General features: G+C 32.2%; 15 protein-coding genes and 2 tRNA genes. 6 read left to right on the top strand and 11 right to left on the bottom strand.

The features are described 5' to 3' along the window. The first annotated feature begins 8 nt into the window (after nucleotides 1–8). Nucleotides 9–404 carry a VOC family protein gene (locus GKZ88_RS17560; protein WP_155103645.1) on the top strand — a complete coding sequence of 132 codons (396 nt, stop codon included), beginning with the start codon at nucleotides 9–11 and terminating at the stop codon, nucleotides 402–404. Between the two features lie 95 nt (nucleotides 405–499). Here the strand turns inward: GKZ88_RS17560 and GKZ88_RS17555 are convergent, their stop codons facing one another. The 7 genes from GKZ88_RS17555 to GKZ88_RS17525 form a co-directional block, all read right to left on the bottom strand. Continuing rightward, nucleotides 500–748 (bottom strand): hypothetical protein, encoded by a 249-nt coding sequence (locus GKZ88_RS17555; RefSeq protein ID WP_155103644.1) that lies wholly within the window; start codon nucleotides 746–748, stop codon nucleotides 500–502. 107 nt (nucleotides 749–855) lie between these two features. Next, a complete protein-coding gene (locus tag GKZ88_RS17550) occupies nucleotides 856–1,998 on the bottom strand; it encodes an NAD(P)/FAD-dependent oxidoreductase (protein WP_230392545.1) in 1,143 nt (380 codons plus the stop codon). 50 nt (nucleotides 1,999–2,048) lie between these two features. After that, the gene (locus GKZ88_RS17545) at nucleotides 2,049–2,816 is read right to left on the bottom strand and encodes an AraC family transcriptional regulator (protein WP_155103642.1); all 768 of its coding nucleotides are present in this window, start codon (nucleotides 2,814–2,816) and stop codon (nucleotides 2,049–2,051) included. Between the two features lie 37 nt (nucleotides 2,817–2,853). Beyond that, nucleotides 2,854–4,224 carry a hypothetical protein gene (locus tag GKZ88_RS17540; protein ID WP_155103641.1) on the bottom strand — a complete coding sequence of 457 codons (1,371 nt, stop codon included), beginning with the start codon at nucleotides 4,222–4,224 and terminating at the stop codon, nucleotides 2,854–2,856. 7 nt (nucleotides 4,225–4,231) lie between these two features. After that, complete coding sequence (locus GKZ88_RS17535) at nucleotides 4,232–4,735, bottom strand: endonuclease V (RefSeq protein ID WP_155103640.1); 504 nt, start codon at nucleotides 4,733–4,735, stop codon at nucleotides 4,232–4,234. A 52-nt stretch (nucleotides 4,736–4,787) separates the two neighbouring features. Beyond that, on the bottom strand, nucleotides 4,788–6,116 hold the full coding sequence (locus GKZ88_RS17530) for an ATP-binding protein (protein ID WP_155103639.1): 1,329 nt from the start codon (nucleotides 6,114–6,116) through the stop codon (nucleotides 4,788–4,790). Between the two features lies 1 nt (nucleotide 6,117). Further along, on the bottom strand, nucleotides 6,118–7,464 hold the full coding sequence (locus GKZ88_RS17525) for a sigma-54 dependent transcriptional regulator (RefSeq protein ID WP_155103638.1): 1,347 nt from the start codon (nucleotides 7,462–7,464) through the stop codon (nucleotides 6,118–6,120). Between the two features lie 271 nt (nucleotides 7,465–7,735). Between GKZ88_RS17525 and GKZ88_RS17520 the strand changes: the two genes are divergently transcribed. The 5 genes from GKZ88_RS17520 to GKZ88_RS17500 are packed head-to-tail and all read left to right on the top strand — an operon-like array spanning nucleotide 7,736 to nucleotide 18,131. Continuing rightward, complete coding sequence (locus tag GKZ88_RS17520; protein ID WP_155103637.1) at nucleotides 7,736–8,446, top strand: ABC transporter ATP-binding protein; 711 nt, start codon at nucleotides 7,736–7,738, stop codon at nucleotides 8,444–8,446. A gap of 4 nt (nucleotides 8,447–8,450) precedes the next feature. After that, the gene (locus GKZ88_RS17515) at nucleotides 8,451–10,874 is read left to right on the top strand and encodes an ABC transporter permease (RefSeq protein ID WP_155103636.1); all 2,424 of its coding nucleotides are present in this window, start codon (nucleotides 8,451–8,453) and stop codon (nucleotides 10,872–10,874) included. A gap of 1 nt (nucleotide 10,875) precedes the next feature. Further along, the gene (locus GKZ88_RS17510) at nucleotides 10,876–13,287 is read left to right on the top strand and encodes an ABC transporter permease (protein WP_155103635.1); all 2,412 of its coding nucleotides are present in this window, start codon (nucleotides 10,876–10,878) and stop codon (nucleotides 13,285–13,287) included. 1 nt (nucleotide 13,288) lies between these two features. Further along, complete coding sequence (locus GKZ88_RS17505; protein ID WP_155103634.1) at nucleotides 13,289–15,706, top strand: ABC transporter permease; 2,418 nt, start codon at nucleotides 13,289–13,291, stop codon at nucleotides 15,704–15,706. Between the two features lies 1 nt (nucleotide 15,707). Then, the gene (locus GKZ88_RS17500; protein ID WP_155103633.1) at nucleotides 15,708–18,131 is read left to right on the top strand and encodes an ABC transporter permease; all 2,424 of its coding nucleotides are present in this window, start codon (nucleotides 15,708–15,710) and stop codon (nucleotides 18,129–18,131) included. An 86-nt stretch (nucleotides 18,132–18,217) separates the two neighbouring features. Here the strand turns inward: GKZ88_RS17500 and lpxA are convergent, their stop codons facing one another. The 4 genes from lpxA to GKZ88_RS17480 form a co-directional block, all read right to left on the bottom strand. After that, nucleotides 18,218–18,988 carry an acyl-ACP--UDP-N-acetylglucosamine O-acyltransferase gene (lpxA, locus tag GKZ88_RS17495; RefSeq protein WP_155103632.1) on the bottom strand — a complete coding sequence of 257 codons (771 nt, stop codon included), beginning with the start codon at nucleotides 18,986–18,988 and terminating at the stop codon, nucleotides 18,218–18,220. A gap of 64 nt (nucleotides 18,989–19,052) precedes the next feature. Beyond that, nucleotides 19,053–19,616 (bottom strand): cyclic nucleotide-binding domain-containing protein, encoded by a 564-nt coding sequence (locus GKZ88_RS17490; protein WP_155103631.1) that lies wholly within the window; start codon nucleotides 19,614–19,616, stop codon nucleotides 19,053–19,055. Between the two features lie 152 nt (nucleotides 19,617–19,768). Further along, nucleotides 19,769–19,854, bottom strand: a tRNA-Leu gene (locus tag GKZ88_RS17485). 6 nt (nucleotides 19,855–19,860) lie between these two features. Continuing rightward, nucleotides 19,861–19,933 (bottom strand) — tRNA-Phe (locus GKZ88_RS17480). Nucleotides 19,934–20,070 lie beyond the last annotated feature (137 nt).

The following is a 20,070-nucleotide window of genomic DNA, read 5'->3' as shown; positions in this document are numbered from 1 at the left end:
TAAAGTTTATGAAAACGAAAATGATATGGGCAAACTTGGTTTCACATGATTTGCAAAAAACAATTAAATTTTATTCCGATTTAGGATTTAAGCAAAATGGCAAGGAAACTGAAGAATTGGCAAGTTTTACTTATGGCGAAAATAACTTTGTAATCAATTTTTTTATTCCAAAAAGATTTGATAATGCCCTACGAGGTAAATCTGCTGATACCAAAACAGAGAATGAAATCATTTTTTCATTGTCGGCAGAAAGCAGAGAAAATGTTGACGAATGGTATGAAATTGTAAAAAAAGCTGGAGCAGCAATCTTCTCTGAACCCGAAAATTTCCAGCAAGGCTACACTTTTGGTTTTACAGATCCCGATGGTCATAAATTCAATTTTTTATACTGGCCAGGAATGTAGTTTACAATATAGTCTGATCGCAGTAAACAATAAAAAACTCCTTAATTTCTTAAGGAGTTTTTTATTGAATTTCTTCAAAAAATACAATTCGATTTTTACAATTCTCTGCTTTTTTTCTCTTTCTGCAAAGTCTTTAAAGTATTCGCATTAACCATTATAATTATTCCCAATGAAAGTGGAATAACGGTCAAAGCACTAAACTGTTTCTTCACAATAGTAATCCATATTCCTAATGCTAGCAGTACTATTGAAAAAAACAGCAAAAGGTAAATTATTGTTTTTAAGATTGATTCATTTTTAAGCAACTCTTCATTGCTCATTTCTTGTGGTTTTTTGGCAGCCATGATTTATCGTTTAATACACTAAAATTACTTTTTTATTTGATAAAACAAATAACGTTTAAACTAAAACTGCATACAATAGGTCAGAAATTTTTGACTATCTAAAACCTTTAATTAGCAAATCTCATAAAAGAAAACTCAGGTGCTCGCATTGCTAGTTCATTATTTCTGGTTTCTTCTTGTGCTTCTTTGGCATAAACAAACATCTTTTGTTCGTAATCTGCAATTGCGGTTTCAATGCTTTCAAATTTTTCATTCAGAAGATTTTCTGCCAAAATCATGGCGTCGACCAAACCAATATTTGCACCTTGTCCGGCAAATGGAGGCATTAAGTGTGCTGCATCGCCAATAAGTGTTATGGGCAAAGGCCGATTATTTTTCCATTCTTTTTCTAATGAAATTTTTCGCGTTGGCAGTCCCACAAAAAAGGATGTCGCACGAAATAACTCTTTATAAGTTTCATCCCAATCAGAAAATCTATTTACTAAAAATGAACTGATGCTTTCTGTATTTCCAAAATCCAACTCATTTCCTGAAATCCATTTTGAAGGTGTTTTAAAAATGACATTATAACTTAAAGATGCTGCATTCTTTGGGTTTGCCACTAATAAATTTCCGTTATGCGATGTCATTAAAATAGTGTCATCACATAAATCGAAAAAATCTTTGCACTTAATTTCGGCCTGAGAAACTTCGCCTTGAATCATATAAGTTCCGGTTTCTTCAACTTCAGCATCCGTAATATATTTTCTAATTGCTGACATACCGCCATTTGCTCCAATCACAAAATCTGCTGTCTCGGTTTTGTTATTTTCGAAATGCAAAATCCATTTTCCGTCTTTAGCTTCGAGTTCGTTTACTTTGCTGTTCCAGACAACAGTATCGTTTTTTAAACTATTCAACAATAATTTTCTTAAATCGTTTCGGTTTATTTCAGGATTGTCTTTAGCTTCTTCTGGAGTTGTATTATATTTAAATAACGTTTTGCCGTTTTGATCTGCAACAGTTCTTCCCATTGGAATTGCCAATTCAAAATAGCGTTCTAATAATCCCGCTTTTTTCATCGCATCTTGTCCGGAACCTTTGTGCAAATCAAGCGTTCCACCCCAAATTCTGGTTTGTGCATTTTTATCTCTTTCATAAACGGTTACGTCAATTCCTTTTTGTTGCAGCAAAATTGCCATTGTCAAACCAACCGGGCCAGCGCCAATAACAGCTATTTTTTTATTTTGTAGTAACATCTTTTGTATCATTTAATATCGATACAAAATTGCAAAGAAGGTTTTGGCAGAAATAGTAAAAATCAGTCGTTTTTTTGAGGTGGCAGTTTTTTAATCGCTGTAATATCCATGAAACGTTCATCCCTATTTTTGCTGAGTTCTTTTGGCGTCACGCCTGAGTATTTTTTTATTTCTTTTATGAAATGATTTTGATCTGTAAAGTTCAATTCAGGGAAAAGCCGCCCTTCGCTTAAATCTTTAAAAGAAGATCCAAAACGCAGAATCTTGCAATACTCTTTAAGTGAAATTCCGAATTGCTGATTAAAATACCGGTTGATCTGTCGGCTGCTCCAGAACACTTTTTCCGAAAGTTCTTTTACCGTTATGGCACCTTGCGATGCATAAATGAGTTCAAATAATTTCTTCTTTCTGTCATCAATGGGTTTGGTTGAAAATGCGTTGATTTTATGCGTTACTTTCTTCTGAAAATTTTCTAAACTTTGAGTATCCATTTCTTCAAATTGCCAAAAATTATTCGGAATTGTTTTTCCTCCGTTCAAAACATCTTTTATAGAATCTCCAAATAAATATTCGACAGCCAAAAGTTTAAATCCAACAGAAAATATCCGTACATCTTTGACAATATTAACTTGACTTGCAACCGTATCCAATCCGCGAATTGACATTTCCCAATTCTCATCATTTATTTTCATGAGCGTCATATCCATCATTCCGTTTGGAAGTACTGTTCCTGGAATATCATTTCCCGTTTTGTTCTCCACCATCCAAAAGCTGTGAACAAAATGCGAAATAGAATCTTCCGGCAAAAGGGATTGAATCGTCAATTTCATTATTTATAATTATTTTAGTGGAAAAGATAAAAACAGTTTAATCTCCGCCACAGCCACCACACGAACTGCCACAAGAGCTTCCGCAGGAACTGCTGCAAGAACTCCCACACGAAGTTCCGCATGAGGAACCAGTGCCCGAAGAACTGAAATTTCGATTTAAATGTGTTGTTAACGGAATAAAAGAATACGAAAGTCCACCGTACAGAAAATAATTCCATTGCCAATCTTGTTCTGGTCTATTAGTATCTTTTTCGTTTTTAAAACTGAAATGAACTGCTTTTTCAAACAAATAATTTGTTATTTTTTTGAAACAATAAATCGAAATCAATAGTAACAAAATCATCACTCCAATAATGTTTCCTACCGATTTCCCTCTCGAAATTCCGGTTATTATTCTGCTGAAACCAATACTCAGGAGAAATCCAAAAACAAACAATGCGACTTTTATAATCCATAAAAATTGTTTCGAATTAATAATCTCTTCTCTGATTTTTTCAACCGATTTTTTCAGCTGGTCAAATATTGGTTTGCTTTTTATTGCTTGATTTAATTGCCAATATGGCATCAAATCATATTCTTTCATAATTTCAATAACACAATTTTCATACTGATTATCGGTTAAAGTTTCATTGGTCAGTTTTAAATACTTGCCCAAAACTTCTACTTTTTTGTTTTCAACTAAATTATTTACAACCCCGTGAATTACAAAATCGAGTCGATTCTTTCGAAAAAAAACCAATTCAAAAGGAGTGAGATTTTTAATGAGTAACGTGGTTTTTAAATTCTGAATTAATTTCTCGGCATATTTCTTCACATATTGCATCAATAAAATGGTTGCAACAGCAAATAAGAAAATATAATACCAAACAAAATCTGGATTTCCAATTTGGACTAAAATAGGTTTAAGTAATAACGAAATCGGAAATATTAGAAGTATCAAGCATCCCAAAAAAATTATTTTCAACATCGACAAATCCAAATTGGAGATATCTAATTTTAGTGAACTGAGCGGATTATCGTAATCCCAAATTTCTTTTGGCTGTTCTCCAAAATTTAACTCGTATAATTTTTTAGTCGCCTCTTTTGCTCTTTTAAATTTTTCAAATTCGGCTTTGTTATGGGTTGAAGGAATATGCTCTATTTTTTTGGATAAAATGGCGCAAAGATCTGAGTACGACTTAGTAAAGATTAAATGCTGATGCCAAACAATATCAACAATTTCTGAAGGGGAAACCATTTCATTAGAAGTTGCGGCCAGATACATGAATTTTTTGTATTCGAGAATGGCAATTTTTGTAAAATAGATTGTCCAGCTGTTTTCAAATGCCAATCTGGTCGAAAATCCATATTCTTCACCCGGATTATCTAAATCGAATTTTTCAATTTCTGACCAAAGCGTTTTATCCATAAATATTTCAAAGTTCTTTTGTTAATCTGTCCATTTCTTTCAACAAAGTCGGCATTCGAAATTCACCGGCCATGCTTTCCACTTTTTGATACGCTTCATCCAAATCAATTCCGATAGAAGTTATGTATAAAGGCTTTATGCTATCGCCTCTTAAAAGTGCCTTTTTGTCTTTTTCAATACTTGCAAAATTCGTTTTGGCAACACCAATAATCGGAATTTCTTTGTTCAGTTTTTCATATAAATGCCCGCCTAAACCGTATTTTTTATCGTCATCTAAATATACAAAACCATCGACAATAATTACATCAACTAACTTTAAATCAATATTATTTAATAGACTGAGAATACAAGGCAATTCTCTTTTATAAAACGCTCCAGGAACATATTCTTCTACATTATCAATAATTTCGGTGTGAACTTTAAAATCTTTTTCCTGATTCCATTCTGTAAATTCAATGCAGACTGTTTTGGCTTTATTATCGTAATAATAGGTATCGAAGGCTAAAATCATAAATTAAAATAGATAGTTTTTGCTAATATAAATTTATTTCAGCAGAACTGAATCAATCTTCAATCAAACAAATCTCAAAAGCCGTTTTTCCATTTTCATTTCTGTAATTGATGTAACCGCCGTGCGCTTCGATAATATTTTTAGACAAAGTCAGACCAATTCCTGCGCCTTCATTTCTGGTGGTGAAAAACGGAAGGAAAATTTTGCTTTCAATCTCTTTTTCAATTCCGTTTCCGTTGTCGGTAATTTTAATAAACGTTCTATTTTCTTTGGCTTCCGCCGAAATAGAAATCTGTTTTTGAGCAGTATTTTTCAACGCATTTATGGCATTCGTCAACAGATTAATCAAAACCTGTTCGATTTGCTGTGAATCGGCATTTATCAAATAATTAAAAGAAATGGTATTTACGATTTCGATATTTTCCCTTTTAAATAAAGGTTCCATAATTTGAAGGCAATTCTGGACTAAATCCTGCAGTTCTGTTTTTTGTTTTTTTGGAGAAGGAAGCATGGCCAGTTTTCGATAACCTTCAACGAATTTCTGTAAATGATCGCTTCGTCTGAGCATCGTTTCGACACTGTTTTTGATGTCTTCCAAATCTTCGGTTGACAAAGAATCCTGTTCTACCAAATCCTGCAAGTTTTGGCAAATAGAACGAATTGGCGTTATTGAATTTAAAAGTTCATGCGAAATCACTTTCATCAAATTGATCCAAGCATCTTTTTCTTTTTTCTCCACAACATTCTGAATCGAATCAAGCAAAACAATATAATAATCGCGTTCAAAAATCTCCGTTCGGGATGCCTGCAAAACAAATGTCTGCGAATTTTGTTCGTTTATGCTGATATCGATTGCCGTTTTTATTTCCTGAAAATCATCTTTATCAATAATTTCACATAATGCAGGCAATTGATTTTTCAGGTATTTCCACTTCGAAAATTTCGGCACATTAAAATGACTCGAAAAATAATCGTTCATTAAAAAAATATTCCAGTCATTTTCCTGCTTTTGCAAAATGACAATTCCGGTTTCGATATTATTTAAAATCGAAGTATAAATAATATCTTTCGAAATCTGTTCGTTTCGTTTATTTTTTAAAATATCATACAACTGAAACAAATCATTTTTCTCTGATTTATGTTTGGAAAAATCAGAAGTAAAATCGTTTTGAATGATCGAAGAAATGGTTTTATCGTAAAGCAGAATGATATTTTTGACATAGAAATACAATTCGACAATCATGAAAAAAACGATCAAAAAGCCAAAAATAGGCGCAAAAACAAATTTGATTTTATGCAGATAAATAGAAAATTCTATTCCGGCCAAAATCAAAATTAATCGCACAAAAAGCAGCTGATAGGTTTTTAAGGACTTTAGCATATTAGTTGGTGCTGATATTATATTTTTCCAAACGTCGGTACAAAGAACCTCTGGACAAACCAAGCTCTTCGGCGGTTTTACTGATATTGTTGTTGTGTTTCAACAAAGCTTTTTCGACTGTGGCTTTTTCTACCGAAGAAAGCTGAATATCATCTGGATTTTCATATTCTGTGATTTGCTCCAAATCCAAATCTGAAACTGTGATTTTGTTATTTTCACAAAGAATAACGGCGCGCTCAATCTTGTTTTCCATTTCGCGAATGTTTCCATTCCAAGCGTGTTTCTCGATTTGTTCCAATACTTTTTTATCAAAAGAAATTGGACTTCTTCCATATTTTTCGGTCATTTTTTCTAAAAGATATTCGGCAAGCGGAATTTTATCTTCGTTTCGTTCTCGTAATGGAGGGAGCACAATTTCCATCGTATTGATTCGGTAATACAAATCTTCACGAAAATTTTTATCGGCAACTTCGAGTTTTAAATTCAAATTGGTTGCTGTAATTATTCGAACATTTAAAGGTCTTGGTTTTGTTTCGCCCAATCTTGTTACCGTTTTGGTTTGAATAACCTGAAGCAATTTTGACTGTAAATGAAGCGGTACATTCCCAATTTCATCAAGAAAAATAGTTCCGTTTTGCGCCATTTCAAAACGTCCCGGCGTATCGATTTTTGCATCTGTAAAAGCACCTTTGGCATAACCAAATAATTCGCTTTCGAAAATATTGGAATTTAAAGATCCTAAATCAACATTAACAAAAGGCTGATTTTTTCTTTCAGACTGCATATAAATATGATGCGCCAAAACAAATTTTCCTGTACCGTTTTCACCGAGAATCAAAACATTAGCATCGGTTTTTGCTACTTTGTCAGCGAGCGAATAGGCTTTTTTTATAATCTCAGAGTTTCCAACAAAAAAATCGTTTTTAATTTCAACGTCTTTAACTTTTCGCTGTTCTTTCCTTGCTTTCTCGACCGCTTGTTTTACCGATTCCAGCAATTTAGTATTCTCCCAAGGTTTCAGGATATAATCAAAAGCACCCGATTTTAAACCTTCAACAGCAGTTTCAACTTTACCAAAAGCGGTCATTAAAATCACAACCGTTTTTGGTGAAAGCGTTTTTATTTCTTTCAATAAATACAAACCTTCCCTTCCATCTTCAAAACCAATTCTGTAATTCATGTCAAGCAAAACGACATCAATGGTGTTTTTCGATAATAATTCGACAATGTTTTTGGGATTATTTAAAGTGTAAATCGTCTCAAAATATTTTTTCAGGTACACTTTCGACGCAAAAAGAATGTCTTCTTGATCGTCGATGATTAAAATCGAAGCGTTTGTTTTTTTCATGTTTGTTCAGTTTTGGACGAAAGGTGTCCAATTATGGACAGTATCTTATTTTTTCGGAAAATAAAGCATTAAAAATAAAGCAATTACAAAGTTTAAATCTTTGGCATGAAAATCACTTTTGTACTGATAAATCATTAATTATTAAGCTCTTTCGAAAGTAAAAATAACAAAAAATCGCATTGTTAATTATCTTAATTTTCCGATGTGTTTCTTTTACTTCCAAAGGGAAAAATTTTAAAAAGAAAATCAATCAAAACTAAAAACATCAATTATGATCACAATCAAAAAGCTTTCAAAAGTATTTAGAACTGAGGAATTAGAAACCAAAGCATTAAGCGAAATTTCATTAACAATCAATCAAGGCGATTTTATTTCGATCATGGGACCGTCTGGAAGCGGAAAATCTACTTTGTTAAATATTGTGGGACTTTTGGACAGTGCTTCAGACGGAAGTTATCAATTATTAGATCAGGAAATGGTTGGCTTAAAAGAGAAATTGAAATCAAAAGCGCGAAAAGAAAATATCGGATTCATTTTTCAAAACTTTAATTTAATTGATGAATTATCGGTTTATGACAATATCGAATTGCCTTTGATTTACAATAATGTTCCTGCTGGTGAAAGAAAAGCGAGGGTAAATGAGATTGCAAAAATATTAGGAATTTCACATCGATTGAAACATTTTCCACAACAGCTTTCGGGCGGACAGCAACAACGTGTAGCCGTTGCGAGAGCTTTAATCAATAATCCGAAAATTATTTTGGCCGATGAGCCAACAGGAAACTTGGACAGTAAAAACGGAAATGAGGTTATGGAATTATTGACAGATCTTCATGCCAGCGGTTCAACAATCTTGATGGTTACACACTCCGATTATGATGCTTCCTTTTCGCAGAAAACAATTTTAATGAAAGACGGTGTTATTCTTTCTGAAAAATTAAATCATAGAAATGTGGATGTTTTGGTAACTTCTAACAATTAGAATCATGCTGAAAAATTGGATTAGTATTTTTATTTTTCAGGTAAAGAACAACAAGCTTTTTACAGCTTTGAATGTTCTGGGTTTGAGTATAGGAATTGCCGGGTTGGTTTTTGCCATTCTTTACTGGAATGATGAACAAAGTTATGACCAATGGAATCCTAATAAGGATAATGTTTTTTTAGTTGCCAATCAAATGGATCCTACTACATATTGGGCTTCAAGTTCTGCACCAATTGGCTCTACAATTAAAAACATTAGACCAGAAGTGGAATCGTATTGTTATGTAAAAGGAAATTATGATAATGAAATCATTCGTTATAATGGTAAAAAAATACAGTCTGAAAAAGTTGTTGTAGCACAAAAAAACTTTTTTGATTATTTCCCTTATCAGTTTATCGAAGGAAACGCAAAAACCGGTTTACCAGATGGCAATAGCATTTGTCTATCTGAAGATTTGGCAATGCAAATCTTTGGAAACGAAAGCGCATTTGGAAAAAAAATAGTTTTGCAGAATCAGACTTTGGTTGTTAGAGGTGTTTATAAACTGGATAAAAAATCGATTTTTAATCCTTCTTGCGTCGTCAATTTTATGGATTTACGAGTGAAAAATAGTATTCAGAATTGGGGAAATTTTCAATTCATACTTTTATTAAAACTAAAAAATCCAACTGATGCAACATTAGTCGAAAAGAGTCTGTCAAAAATTTATTATGATAACATGACAGTGCCTCGGGCTAAATCTCAGGGTATGAATCCAGAAGAGTTTATTAAAAAATTTGGAGAAGTAAAACCTCATTTAGAAGCTTTGTCTTCTATTCGTTTGCATACCAAAACTGGCGGTCTTATAGAAAATAACGGAAATTATCAGCTATTATTAATTTTTGTTGGTTTATCGATCTTAATCTTGATATTATCTATTGTCAATTATGTTAATTCTGCTACAGCAAACGCGGTAAAAAGAGCGAAGGAAATTGGTGTTCGAAAAGTTATTGGCGCTTCGAAAGCGAATATAATACAGCAATTTATTTTTGAAACGGCTCTTATTTTATTGTTTTCTATTTTAATCTCTCTTGTTATTGTTGAGCTTTCAATTCCTTATTATAATGCTTTTTTAGAAAAAAATCTCGTACTGCAAAGTGGACAATTTTATTTGCAGTTAGTTGTTATTTTTATTGGGACTGTAATTACAGCAGGAATATTTCCGGCAATTTACGTTTCAAATTTTGAAGTTTTAAAGGTATTAAGAGGAAATTTTATTCGAAGTAAAAATGGCGTTTGGCTTCGCAATGGGATGCTGATATTTCAATTTGCTGTTGCTGCGTTCTTTATTATTGGGTCTTATATTGTTTATCAGCAAATTGATTTTATGAATTCTAAGGATTTAGGTTTTAACGGAAATCAGGTTCTGAATATCTCTTATCGAAATATCTATGGTGAAAAAATTGATGGTAAAATTCAATTTGCCAAATACAACAACATCAAAAATCAATTGCTACACATAAAAGGAGTTAAGCAAGTTGCTGGCGGTGGCTTTGTTATGGGAAGTGGCGCAAAATCTGTAATTTCTTATCATTATAAAGATATTAATATTGACGGAAACAATATTCCGGTAGATTTTGGACTCCTTGAAATGATGAAAATAAAAATAGTCAAAGGGCGCTATTTTAATCCGCAATATTCTCAAGATACAATCAGTTCAATGCTGATTAATGAAACCGCTTTAAAACTATTAAACGAAAAAGATCCTATAGGAAAAAAAATAAACTGGGATGGTAAAGAAGCTATTATTGTAGGAGTGGTAAAAGATTTCAATTTAGGAAATCCAGGTGAAGCTATTCCTCCAATGACTTTTTTTCATTTTAAGAGTGTAGCATGGTTTAATAGTCTATTGAACAATATTTATGTAACTGCAGATCCTAAAACAATGCAGCAAACTATTGCTGATATAGAAAATTTATGGTCAAAGAAAGTAGACTCAGAATATCCTTTTTTATATGATTTTGTAGATAAAGAATACAAAAGATCGTATAGCGGTTATGTGCGACAAAAAAATCTTTTTTCACTACTAAATGTGATTGTTATCATAATTGCTCTTATTGGTTTATTTGCTCTGGCTTCATTCTCGATAGAAAGACGTATGAAAGAAATCGCTATTCGAAAAACACTTGGAGCCGAAACCACTATTTTATTGAAGGATCTTTGCAAGCAATATGTTCTTTTCAGTATAATCGGATTTTTGATTGCTTCGTTTCCAGCTTATTATTTATTAAATAAATGGTTAGAGAATTTTGCTTATAGAGTTTCTATTTCTATTTCTCCTTTTCTGATTGGCTTCACAGCTTTATTATTGCTAACGCTTGCAGTGGTTCTTTCGCGCGCTTATCAAGCTACAAAAGTTGATGTTTTACGCTATTTAAAATACGAATAAGATGCTACGAAATTGGATCAACACATTTTTTTATCACATCAAAAACAACAAACTGTTTTCGATTCTAAATATTTTAGGATTGTCAATCGGAATGGCGACGTTGATTTTTGCGATTCTTTTTTGGAATGACGAACATTCGTATGACCAATGGAATCCGGAAAAAGATAAGATTTATTCGGTTCTAAATGACATTGGCGGAAATAATATCTGGACAACAAATGCGGCTACAACCGGACCGATGCTAAAAGCAGTTTCTTCCGACTTAGAAAGCTACTGTTATTTTTATACCGAATATGCCAAAGATGTGATTTCATATAATGGCAAGAAAGAAGTGCTGAATAAGATTTTTACGGCACAAAGTAATTTCTTTTCTTTCTTTCCGTACAAATTTATTCATGGAAACGGCAAAACGGCAATTCAAGATCGAAGCAGTATTGCATTATCTGAAGAAACTGCCGAACGACTTTTCGGCACAGAAAACCCGATGGGTAAATTAGTCCGATACGATGGTCAGGTTTTTACTGTTCGCGGTGTATATCAGCTTTCTGAAAAATCATCTGTAATGCCCGAAGCTGTTACAACAGTTATCGATGACGACCTAAAAAAAACAAAAGACGAATGGAGTTATCATTACGGCTTGGTTTTGAAAATTAAAAATCCAAATGCGACGGGTGCCATCATAAAAAACATGGATCAACTTTTCTTTGAAAATTGCACTAAAGCGCAAGCAAAACAGGAAGGTCTAACAATTGATGAATTTTTGAAAAAGTATGGCGATCCTGTAAAAACAAGTTTACTGCCATTGCCGAAAGCCAAATTATATAACGGAAGTCAGCCTTTTTCTGAGCCAAACGGAAATTTGCAATATCTGCAGATTTTAATGGGCTTGTCTCTATTGATTTTACTGCTTTCGATTGTAAATTATATCAATCTGGCAACTGCAAACGCTATAAAAAGAGCTAAAGAAATTGGAGTAAGAAAAATTACTGGCGCTACAAAAGGAGAAATTATAATGCAATTTGTTTTTGAAACAGCATTAATCACGATTTTTTCAGCCTTGCTGGCTTTGGTTTTAGTTGAAATTTTATTACCATATTATAATTCTTTTCTAAATAAAGACTTGGTTCTTGTGGGCGCACAGTTTTACATTCAATTATTACTAATTACTTTGATCGTCATACTGGTTTCAGGAGTTTTGCCGGCAATTTATGTTTCGAATTTTGAAGTATTAAAAGTGTTGAAAGGAAATTTTTCCCGAAGTAAAAAAGGAATTTGGCTTCGTAACGGAATGCTGGTTTTACAATTTGCTATCGCTGCTTTTTTTATCATTGGGTCCTTCATCGTTTACAAACAGGTAAATTTTATGGCCGAAAAAGATTTAGGTTTTAAAGGAACACAAGTTTTAGACATCACCTATAAACCTAAAAAAGGAAAAAGCCAATTTGAGAGATATAAAGTCATCAAACAAGAAGCTTCAAAAATAAAAGGTGTCGAAGCAGTTTCGACTGCACTATTTGCAATGGGATCTCAGGAAAATTCATGGTCAAGTGCGAGTTACCAAAACAACAAACCGTTTATAATTCAGGAAATGGCAATGGATTTAGATATGCTGGATATTTTGGACATTAAAGTATTGAAAGGACGAAAATTAAATCCTGCAATTTCTTCAGACACCATTTCATCCGTGCTTTTAAATGAACGAGCTGCCAAATTAATTGGAGAAAAAGACGTTTTAAATAAAATTATTTTATGGAGAGAGGAAAAAGTGAAGGTTGTTGGCGTGGTTAAAAATTTCAACTATTTCGGACTTGAAAGCGAAATTTCACCTATGGTTTTCTTTTATGTAACAAAAATTAATGGCGTTCAGGATGACATCAGACATATCTTCATAAAAGTCAAACCGGACAACATCTCCGAAACTATTGCTGGTATTAATAAATTTTGGACGCAAAAAGTAGATTCTGAATATCCTTTCGAATATAATTTTGTGGATAAAAATTACGCCCGAAACTTTAAAAAATATGAAAACCAAAGAAACTTATTCGCCTTACTGAATATCATCGTAATCCTTATTGCTGTCTTCGGATTGTTTGCTCTTGCTTCTTTTTCAATGGAAAGAAGATTAAGAGAAATCGCGATACGAAAAACACTTGGTGCAGAAACCAATATATTACTTAAAGAATTATCTAAACAATATGTTATTTTTTGTGTGATTGGTTTTTTAATCGGAATTATTCCGGCCTATCTTTTACTGCAGAAGTGGCTTGAAAATTTTGCGTTCCGAATTGACATTCCGGTTTTACCATTTATAATTGCCTTTGCGTCTTTGTTATTTCTAACACTGACAATTGTTTTGGCAAAAGCATACCAAGTAACAAAAGTCGAAGTTTTACGATATTTAAAATACGAATAAGATGCTAAAAAACTGGATCAATATATTTATCTACCAACTCAAGAATAACAAATTATTTACTGCACTTAACGTTTTAGGATTATCAATTGGGATTTCAGGTTTAATTTTTGCGCTTCTATACTGGAATGACGAAAAAAGTTATGATTCCTGGAACCCTCAAAAAGATAATGTCTATCAGGTTTTAGTGCAATTGAAAGATATGACGTCTTGGTCAAATTGTGCCTTATTTTTAAAACCAGCCCTAGATGCAGATCCAAATATTGAAACCATAATGTATGGGGATGATTGGTATCAAAAAAATAAAATTATTTACAAAGGGAAGAAGGAATTTGTAGATAAAATCATTAATGTACAACATAACTTTTTTTCCTTTTTTCCTTTTGAAATCATAAAGGGAGACGCGATTTCGTCGATTAAAGACGATTCTAGCATTGCAATTTCAGATAATATTGCAAAAAGAGTGTTCGGCAACGAAAACCCAATTGGAAAACAAATTAAATGTTTCGACCAGCTATTTTCTGTTCGCGCAGTTTATCGAGTTCCGGGAAACTCATCCATCACTCCAAATGTTATAATTAATAAAATGGATAAACTTGTAAATTCCACGATAATAAATCCGTTTGTTTTTAAATTATTGCTCAAAGTTAAAGATCCATCAAAAGTTGAAAATACAAGGAAAAAACTGGAACGGATCTATAACTATGATTTTATTAAACGTTTAGCAAAAGAAGAAGGCTTTACGTTTGAGGACATGGGAAAGAAAGTAGGGTATTTTAATGTCGTAATAGAACCCCTTTCGCAAGCCAGATTACATTCTATAACAGATGGTTATCCTGAAGGCAGAGGCAATTATCAATTTTTAATAATTATGATGGGTTTATCAATTTTGATTCTCATTTTATCAATTATTAATTACATCAATCTCGCTACCGCAAATGCAGTAAAACGAGCGAAGGAAGTTGGGGTACGCAAAATTACTGGAGCTTCTAAGAGAAATATTATCTGTCAATTTATTTTTGAAACTATTTTAACAACTTCTTTTTCAATTTTACTGGCATTAGTAATCGTAGAAATGACTTTGCCTTATTACAATAATTTCTTAAATAAAGATCTTATACTTCTTGGAAATCAATTTTATTGGCAATTGCTTTTAATTTTTATAATTACCGTATTTACTGCTGGACTATTTCCTGCGATTTATGTAGCCAATTTTGAAACTTTGAAAGTTTTGAAAGGAAATTTTGGAAGAAGTAAAAACGGAATCTGGCTACGCAACGTGATGCTCATTTTTCAATTTGCAATTGCAGCTTTTTTTATAATCGGATCTTATATTGTTTATGAACAAATTCAATATTTACAAAACAAAGATCTTGGTTTTAAAGGAAATCAGGTAATTTCTGTAGCATTAAACTTTCCCTCTTCAGAATATGAAGGAGAAAATACAGAAAAAAATATCTACAGCAAATACAGTGTTATAAAAGATCAATTAAGTAAAATTAAAGGCGTTGAAGAAATTTCGACAGGTCTTATTTCTTTTGATGGTTCTGACAATTTTATTAGTCCTGTGCTTTATAAAAATGAGCTTTTTAAAGAAAGAACAATCGCATTAGATTATGGCATGTTTGAAATGTTGAATATCAAAATTGCAAAAGGAAGAAATTTTGACAGAAAACTAGCTTCAGATACTATCAATTCAGTGATTATAAACGAAAGTGCTTTAAAGTTGATGAATATAAAAAATCCGATTGGAGCAGAATTAGTAATACGAAATCAAAAATTAAAAATCATTGGTATTGTTAAGGATTTTAATTTATTAAGTCCAGAATTGAAAGTGCCACCCATTTCATTCTATCATTTAAAAACCTTTGGAATGGCTCATAACATAAATAAAGTTTTTATAAAATTAAAACTTGATGATTCTGGAAAGACAATTGATGATATTGAAAAATTATGGTCGAAAGTGGATACGGAATATCCCTTTAAATATGATTTTGTAGATAAGGAATACGCCCGAACATATGAATCTTATGTAAAGCAAAAGAATTTGTTTTCGTTGCTGAATATTGTAGTAATTCTTATTGCTTTGTTTGGCTTGTTTGCATTGGCATCTTATTCCATTCAAAGAAGATTAAAAGAAATTGCAATCAGAAAAACGCTCGGTGCAGAAACAAATGCATTATTAAAAGAACTCACTAAGCAATATGTCGTTTACTGCGTAATTGGTTTCCTAATCGGAATTATTCCTGCTTATTTATTATTGCAAAAATGGCTTACCAATTTCGTTTTCCGAATTGATATAACAATTTTGCCATTCGCAATTGCCTTTGTGTCTTTATTAATCCTGACACTTATTATAGTTTTAACAAAAGCATACCAAGTAACAAAAGTTGATGTTTTACGATATTTAAAATACGAATAAGATGCTTAAAAACTGGATTAATATTTTCCTTTATCAAATAAAGAACAGTAAACTTTTTACTGCGCTAAATATTCTCGGATTATCAATAGGAATCGCAGGATTAATCTTTGCATTACTTTATTGGAACGACGAACAAAGCTACAATGCATGGAATCCTGAAAAAGACCATGTTTATCAGGTTTTAGTTCAGCTGACTGATACGCCTGTTGGCACTAATAATACCGTTTTATTAAAAGCGCATTTAGAAAAAGATGCCAATATCGAAAACATTGTTTTTGCGGATAGCTGGTATCAAAAGAGTAAAATAATTTATAAGGGAAAGAAAGAATTCGTTGATAAAATAATCAATGTTGAAAGTGATTTCTTTTCGCTATTTCCATTTAAAATTATTCAGGGAAATGTTGGCGGTGCAATAAAAGACGGAACAAGTATTGCCATTTCTGAAGATCTTGCAAAGCGCGTTTTTGGGAATGAAAACCCAATTGGCAAGCAAATTAATTGTCTTGATAATTTATTTGTAGTTCGCGCAGTGTATCAAATTCCTGGTAATTCTTCGATTGCTCCAAATGTTGTAGTAAATCGAATGAAAGACCTTGCTGATCCAGCTCAAAGCCGAAGCTTGTTTGCTTTAAAAATACTTTTAAAAGTAAAAGACCCATCAAAAGTAGAACAAACTCGTAAAATGCTCGAAAAAGCATATTATGATGATGTAATTGTGAGAGAAGCAAAACAAGCTGGTTTTACTCCCGAAGAAATGACAAAAAAAGTGGGACATTTTACAGTTTTCTTGGAACCTCTTTCAAAAGCAAGATTACAGTCCATCACAGATGGCTACCCTGAAGGCCGAGGCAATTATCAGTTTTTGCTGATTATGGCAGGACTGTCAATTTTAATTCTCATTTTGTCGATCGTCAATTATATAAATTTGGCTACAGCCAATGCAATAAAACGTGCTAAAGAAGTCGGAATTCGGAAGATTATTGGCGCATCAAAAAGCAATATTGTATTCCAATTTATTTTTGAAACAACTTTGATTAGTTTGTTTTCAATTTTGTTGGCTTTAGTAATTGTAGAATCGACTTTGCCTTATTACAATAATTTTTTAAATAAGAATTTAATGATTATTGGAAGCCAATTTTATTTACAGCTCATTCTAATTTTTGTCATTACTATTTTTGCAGCAGGGATATTTCCCGCAGTTTATGTTTCGAATTTTGAAACTTTAAAAGTTTTAAAAGGCAATTTCGGAAGAAGTAAAAATGGCGTTTGGCTGCGAAACGGAATGCTGATTTTTCAATTTGCTATTGCAACATTTTTTATTATTGGTTCAAGTATTGTCTATCAGCAAGTAAAATACTTAAACGATAAAGATCTAGGCTTTAAAGGAAATCAGTTGATTGCAATAGACTTAAATCTTCTGCCTTCAGATTACGAAGGAGAAAACATTGATAAAAATATTTTCAATAAATACGGTACAATAAAACAAGAGTTGGGCAAAATTAACGGAGTTGAAAACGTTTCGACCGGACTTGTATCTTTTGATGGTGCAGACAATTCGTTAGCGCCACTTTTATATCACGATGTGCTTTTTAAAGCAAAACATATTGGGATAGATTTTGGCATGCTTGAAATGTTAAAAATCAAGATGGCACAAGGCAGAGGACTTGATAGAAAACTTGCTTCTGATACTATAAATTCAATCATGATAAATGAAACCGCTGCAAAGTTGATGAACATGAAAAACCCGATTGGAGAAGAAATTTTAATTAGAAATCAAAACTTAAAAATTATTGGAGTTGTAAAAGATTTCAATTTATTAAGCCCTGAAGTCAAAGTTCCTCCAATGACTTTTTATCATATAGAAACCTTGCGTATGGCTGAAAATATGAATGTCGTTTATGTAAAACTAAAATCGCAAAACATTGAAAATACAATTGCAAACATCAAGAAATTCTGGACAGCAAATGTTGACAAAGAATATCCTTTTAAATACGATTTTGTTGATAAGCAATATGCGAGAACATACGAGGCATACATAAAACAAAAAAATCTTTTTTCATTGCTAAATGTCATTGTGATTCTAATTGCCCTTTTCGGATTATTTTCTTTGGCTTCTTATTCAATACAAAGACGAATGAAAGAGATCGCAATCAGGAAAACCCTTGGTGCAGAAACTAGCGTTTTAATAAAAGAATTATCAAAACAATACATTCTATATTGCATCATCGGATTTTTAATTGCATTATTTCCTGTTTATTATTTACTAACCAAATGGCTTGAAAATTTTGCTTTTAGAATAGACATAACGTTATTTCCCTTTATTATAGGTTTTGTCACCTTATTACTACTGACCTTAATAATTGTACTGTCAAGAGCATATACAGCAACAAAAACGGATATTTTAAAATATTTGAAGTACGAATAGAAATAGTTTTCCTTTTACTTTAATTATAAATTATAATTCAAAAAACAAGACTTTAATATAATCTATTGAAGTCTTGTTTAAATTATTTATTCAACCCCTTTGACAATTCCACGTTTTGACATTCTAATAAAATGCAAAATTTCATTACGCTCAAAAGTAGGCTCAAAATTTTGCTCAATAAATTCCAAAGCTGAATGAGTATTTCTTTTTTCCTGAAAAATGATTCTGTAAATTGCTTTAATCTCCTCAATTTTTGCGGAAGAAAAACCCCTTCTACGGAGTCCAATACTATTTAACCCAACATACCTCAAAGGTTCGTGCGCGACAGTGATATAAGGTGGAATATCTTTAACAATTCTGCTCAAGCCACTCACCATAGAATGACTGCCAATAGAAGAAAATTGATGGACAGCAGTCAATCCGCTGATATTAACCCAGTCACCCGTGATGACTTCTCCGGCCATACCAACACTAAATCCAATTATGCAATTGCTGCCAATAATACAATCATGGCCAATATGAGCGTTTGCCATAATCAAATTTGAATTTCCTATACTGGTTCTTCCCTTTGATATAGTACCCCGATTTATAGTAACATTTTCACGAATAATATTGTTATCGCCAATTTCAAGCAAAGTATATTCATTGTCAAACTTTAAATCCTGAGGAATACCGCCAATTACAGCTCCAGAATGAATTTGACAGTTATTACCAATTCTCGAACCGCTTAAAATTGTAACGTTATTACCCAACCATGAATTATCTCCTATGATTACATCATTTTCAATTGTAGAAAAATTTCCAAAATGGACATTCTTTCCTATAATTGCACCTTTTTCTATTACAGTATTTTTCAATATTACTTCATTTAATAACACGGCAAATATTGAAAAAAAGATAAATTTAATTTTTGACCTAATATCAAATAATTGAAGCGCGAATTCGGCTTAAAGTTTCCTGGCTTACGCCAATTAGTGAAGCAATATGTTTCAGCTTAGCTTTTTGAATAATTTGAGGAAACGATTCTAATAGAAATAGATATTTTTTCTCAGCCGTCATTACACGAAATAAATGATGAAATTCATTTATTTTAGAAAGATAATGTCGAAGTTGTTTTAGATGAAATTTTAAAAATAATGGATATTCCAGTAAAAGCAGTTCATCAGAATATGATAACGAATAAACAACTGTATCCTCACAAGTCTGAAAAATTTCAAAGGAAGGTTTTTGTTCAAAAAAGCTGCTCATTGAAGTTATAAATTGATTATCGGTATAAATCCACTTAGTAACTTCTTCATCATTCTCAAAGCAAAATCTTCGAACAGCACCAGAATTGATAAAATAAATTTTATCGCAAATTTTATGTTCTTCAATAATAAATTCGTTCTTCGCAAATTTTTCTTCAACAAAAAATCTCCGAATGGCATCTTCAGTCTCAGAATCTAACTTTTGAAAACTTTTAATAACCCTAATCAGCTCGTTCATAATTTGATTTCTAAGGAAACAAATTTATCATTATTTTCAAGATGATAACATAAACGCTAGATAAACCCATTTAAATTAAAGTATATGAAAAATCTAAAGGAAACCTTAATGCAAAAAAAAACTTCAATTAGCGAAGCCAATTGAAGTTTTAGTACTCAGAGCGGGACTTGAACCCGCACGAACATTGCTGTTCACTGGATTTTAAGTCCAGCGTGTCTACCAATTTCACCATCCGAGCATTATGTGGTACCTCCAGGGATCGAACCAGGGACACATGGATTTTCAGTCCATTGCTCTACCATCTGAGCTAAGGTACCATTTATTCATTTTATACAAATGAACAAAGTGAGAATAAAAAACCCTATTCAATAAAGAATAGGGTTTTCAAAAGAAAGGCGACGACATACTCTCCCACATAACTGCAGTACCATCTGCGCAGGCGGGCTTAACTACT

It is taken from the genome of Flavobacterium sp. LC2016-01 (genome assembly GCF_009711135.1).
Taxonomy (GTDB): domain Bacteria; phylum Bacteroidota; class Bacteroidia; order Flavobacteriales; family Flavobacteriaceae; genus Flavobacterium.
The sequence above is the reverse complement of the archived record's forward strand: the minus strand, read 5'-3'. Positions and strand labels throughout refer to the sequence as shown.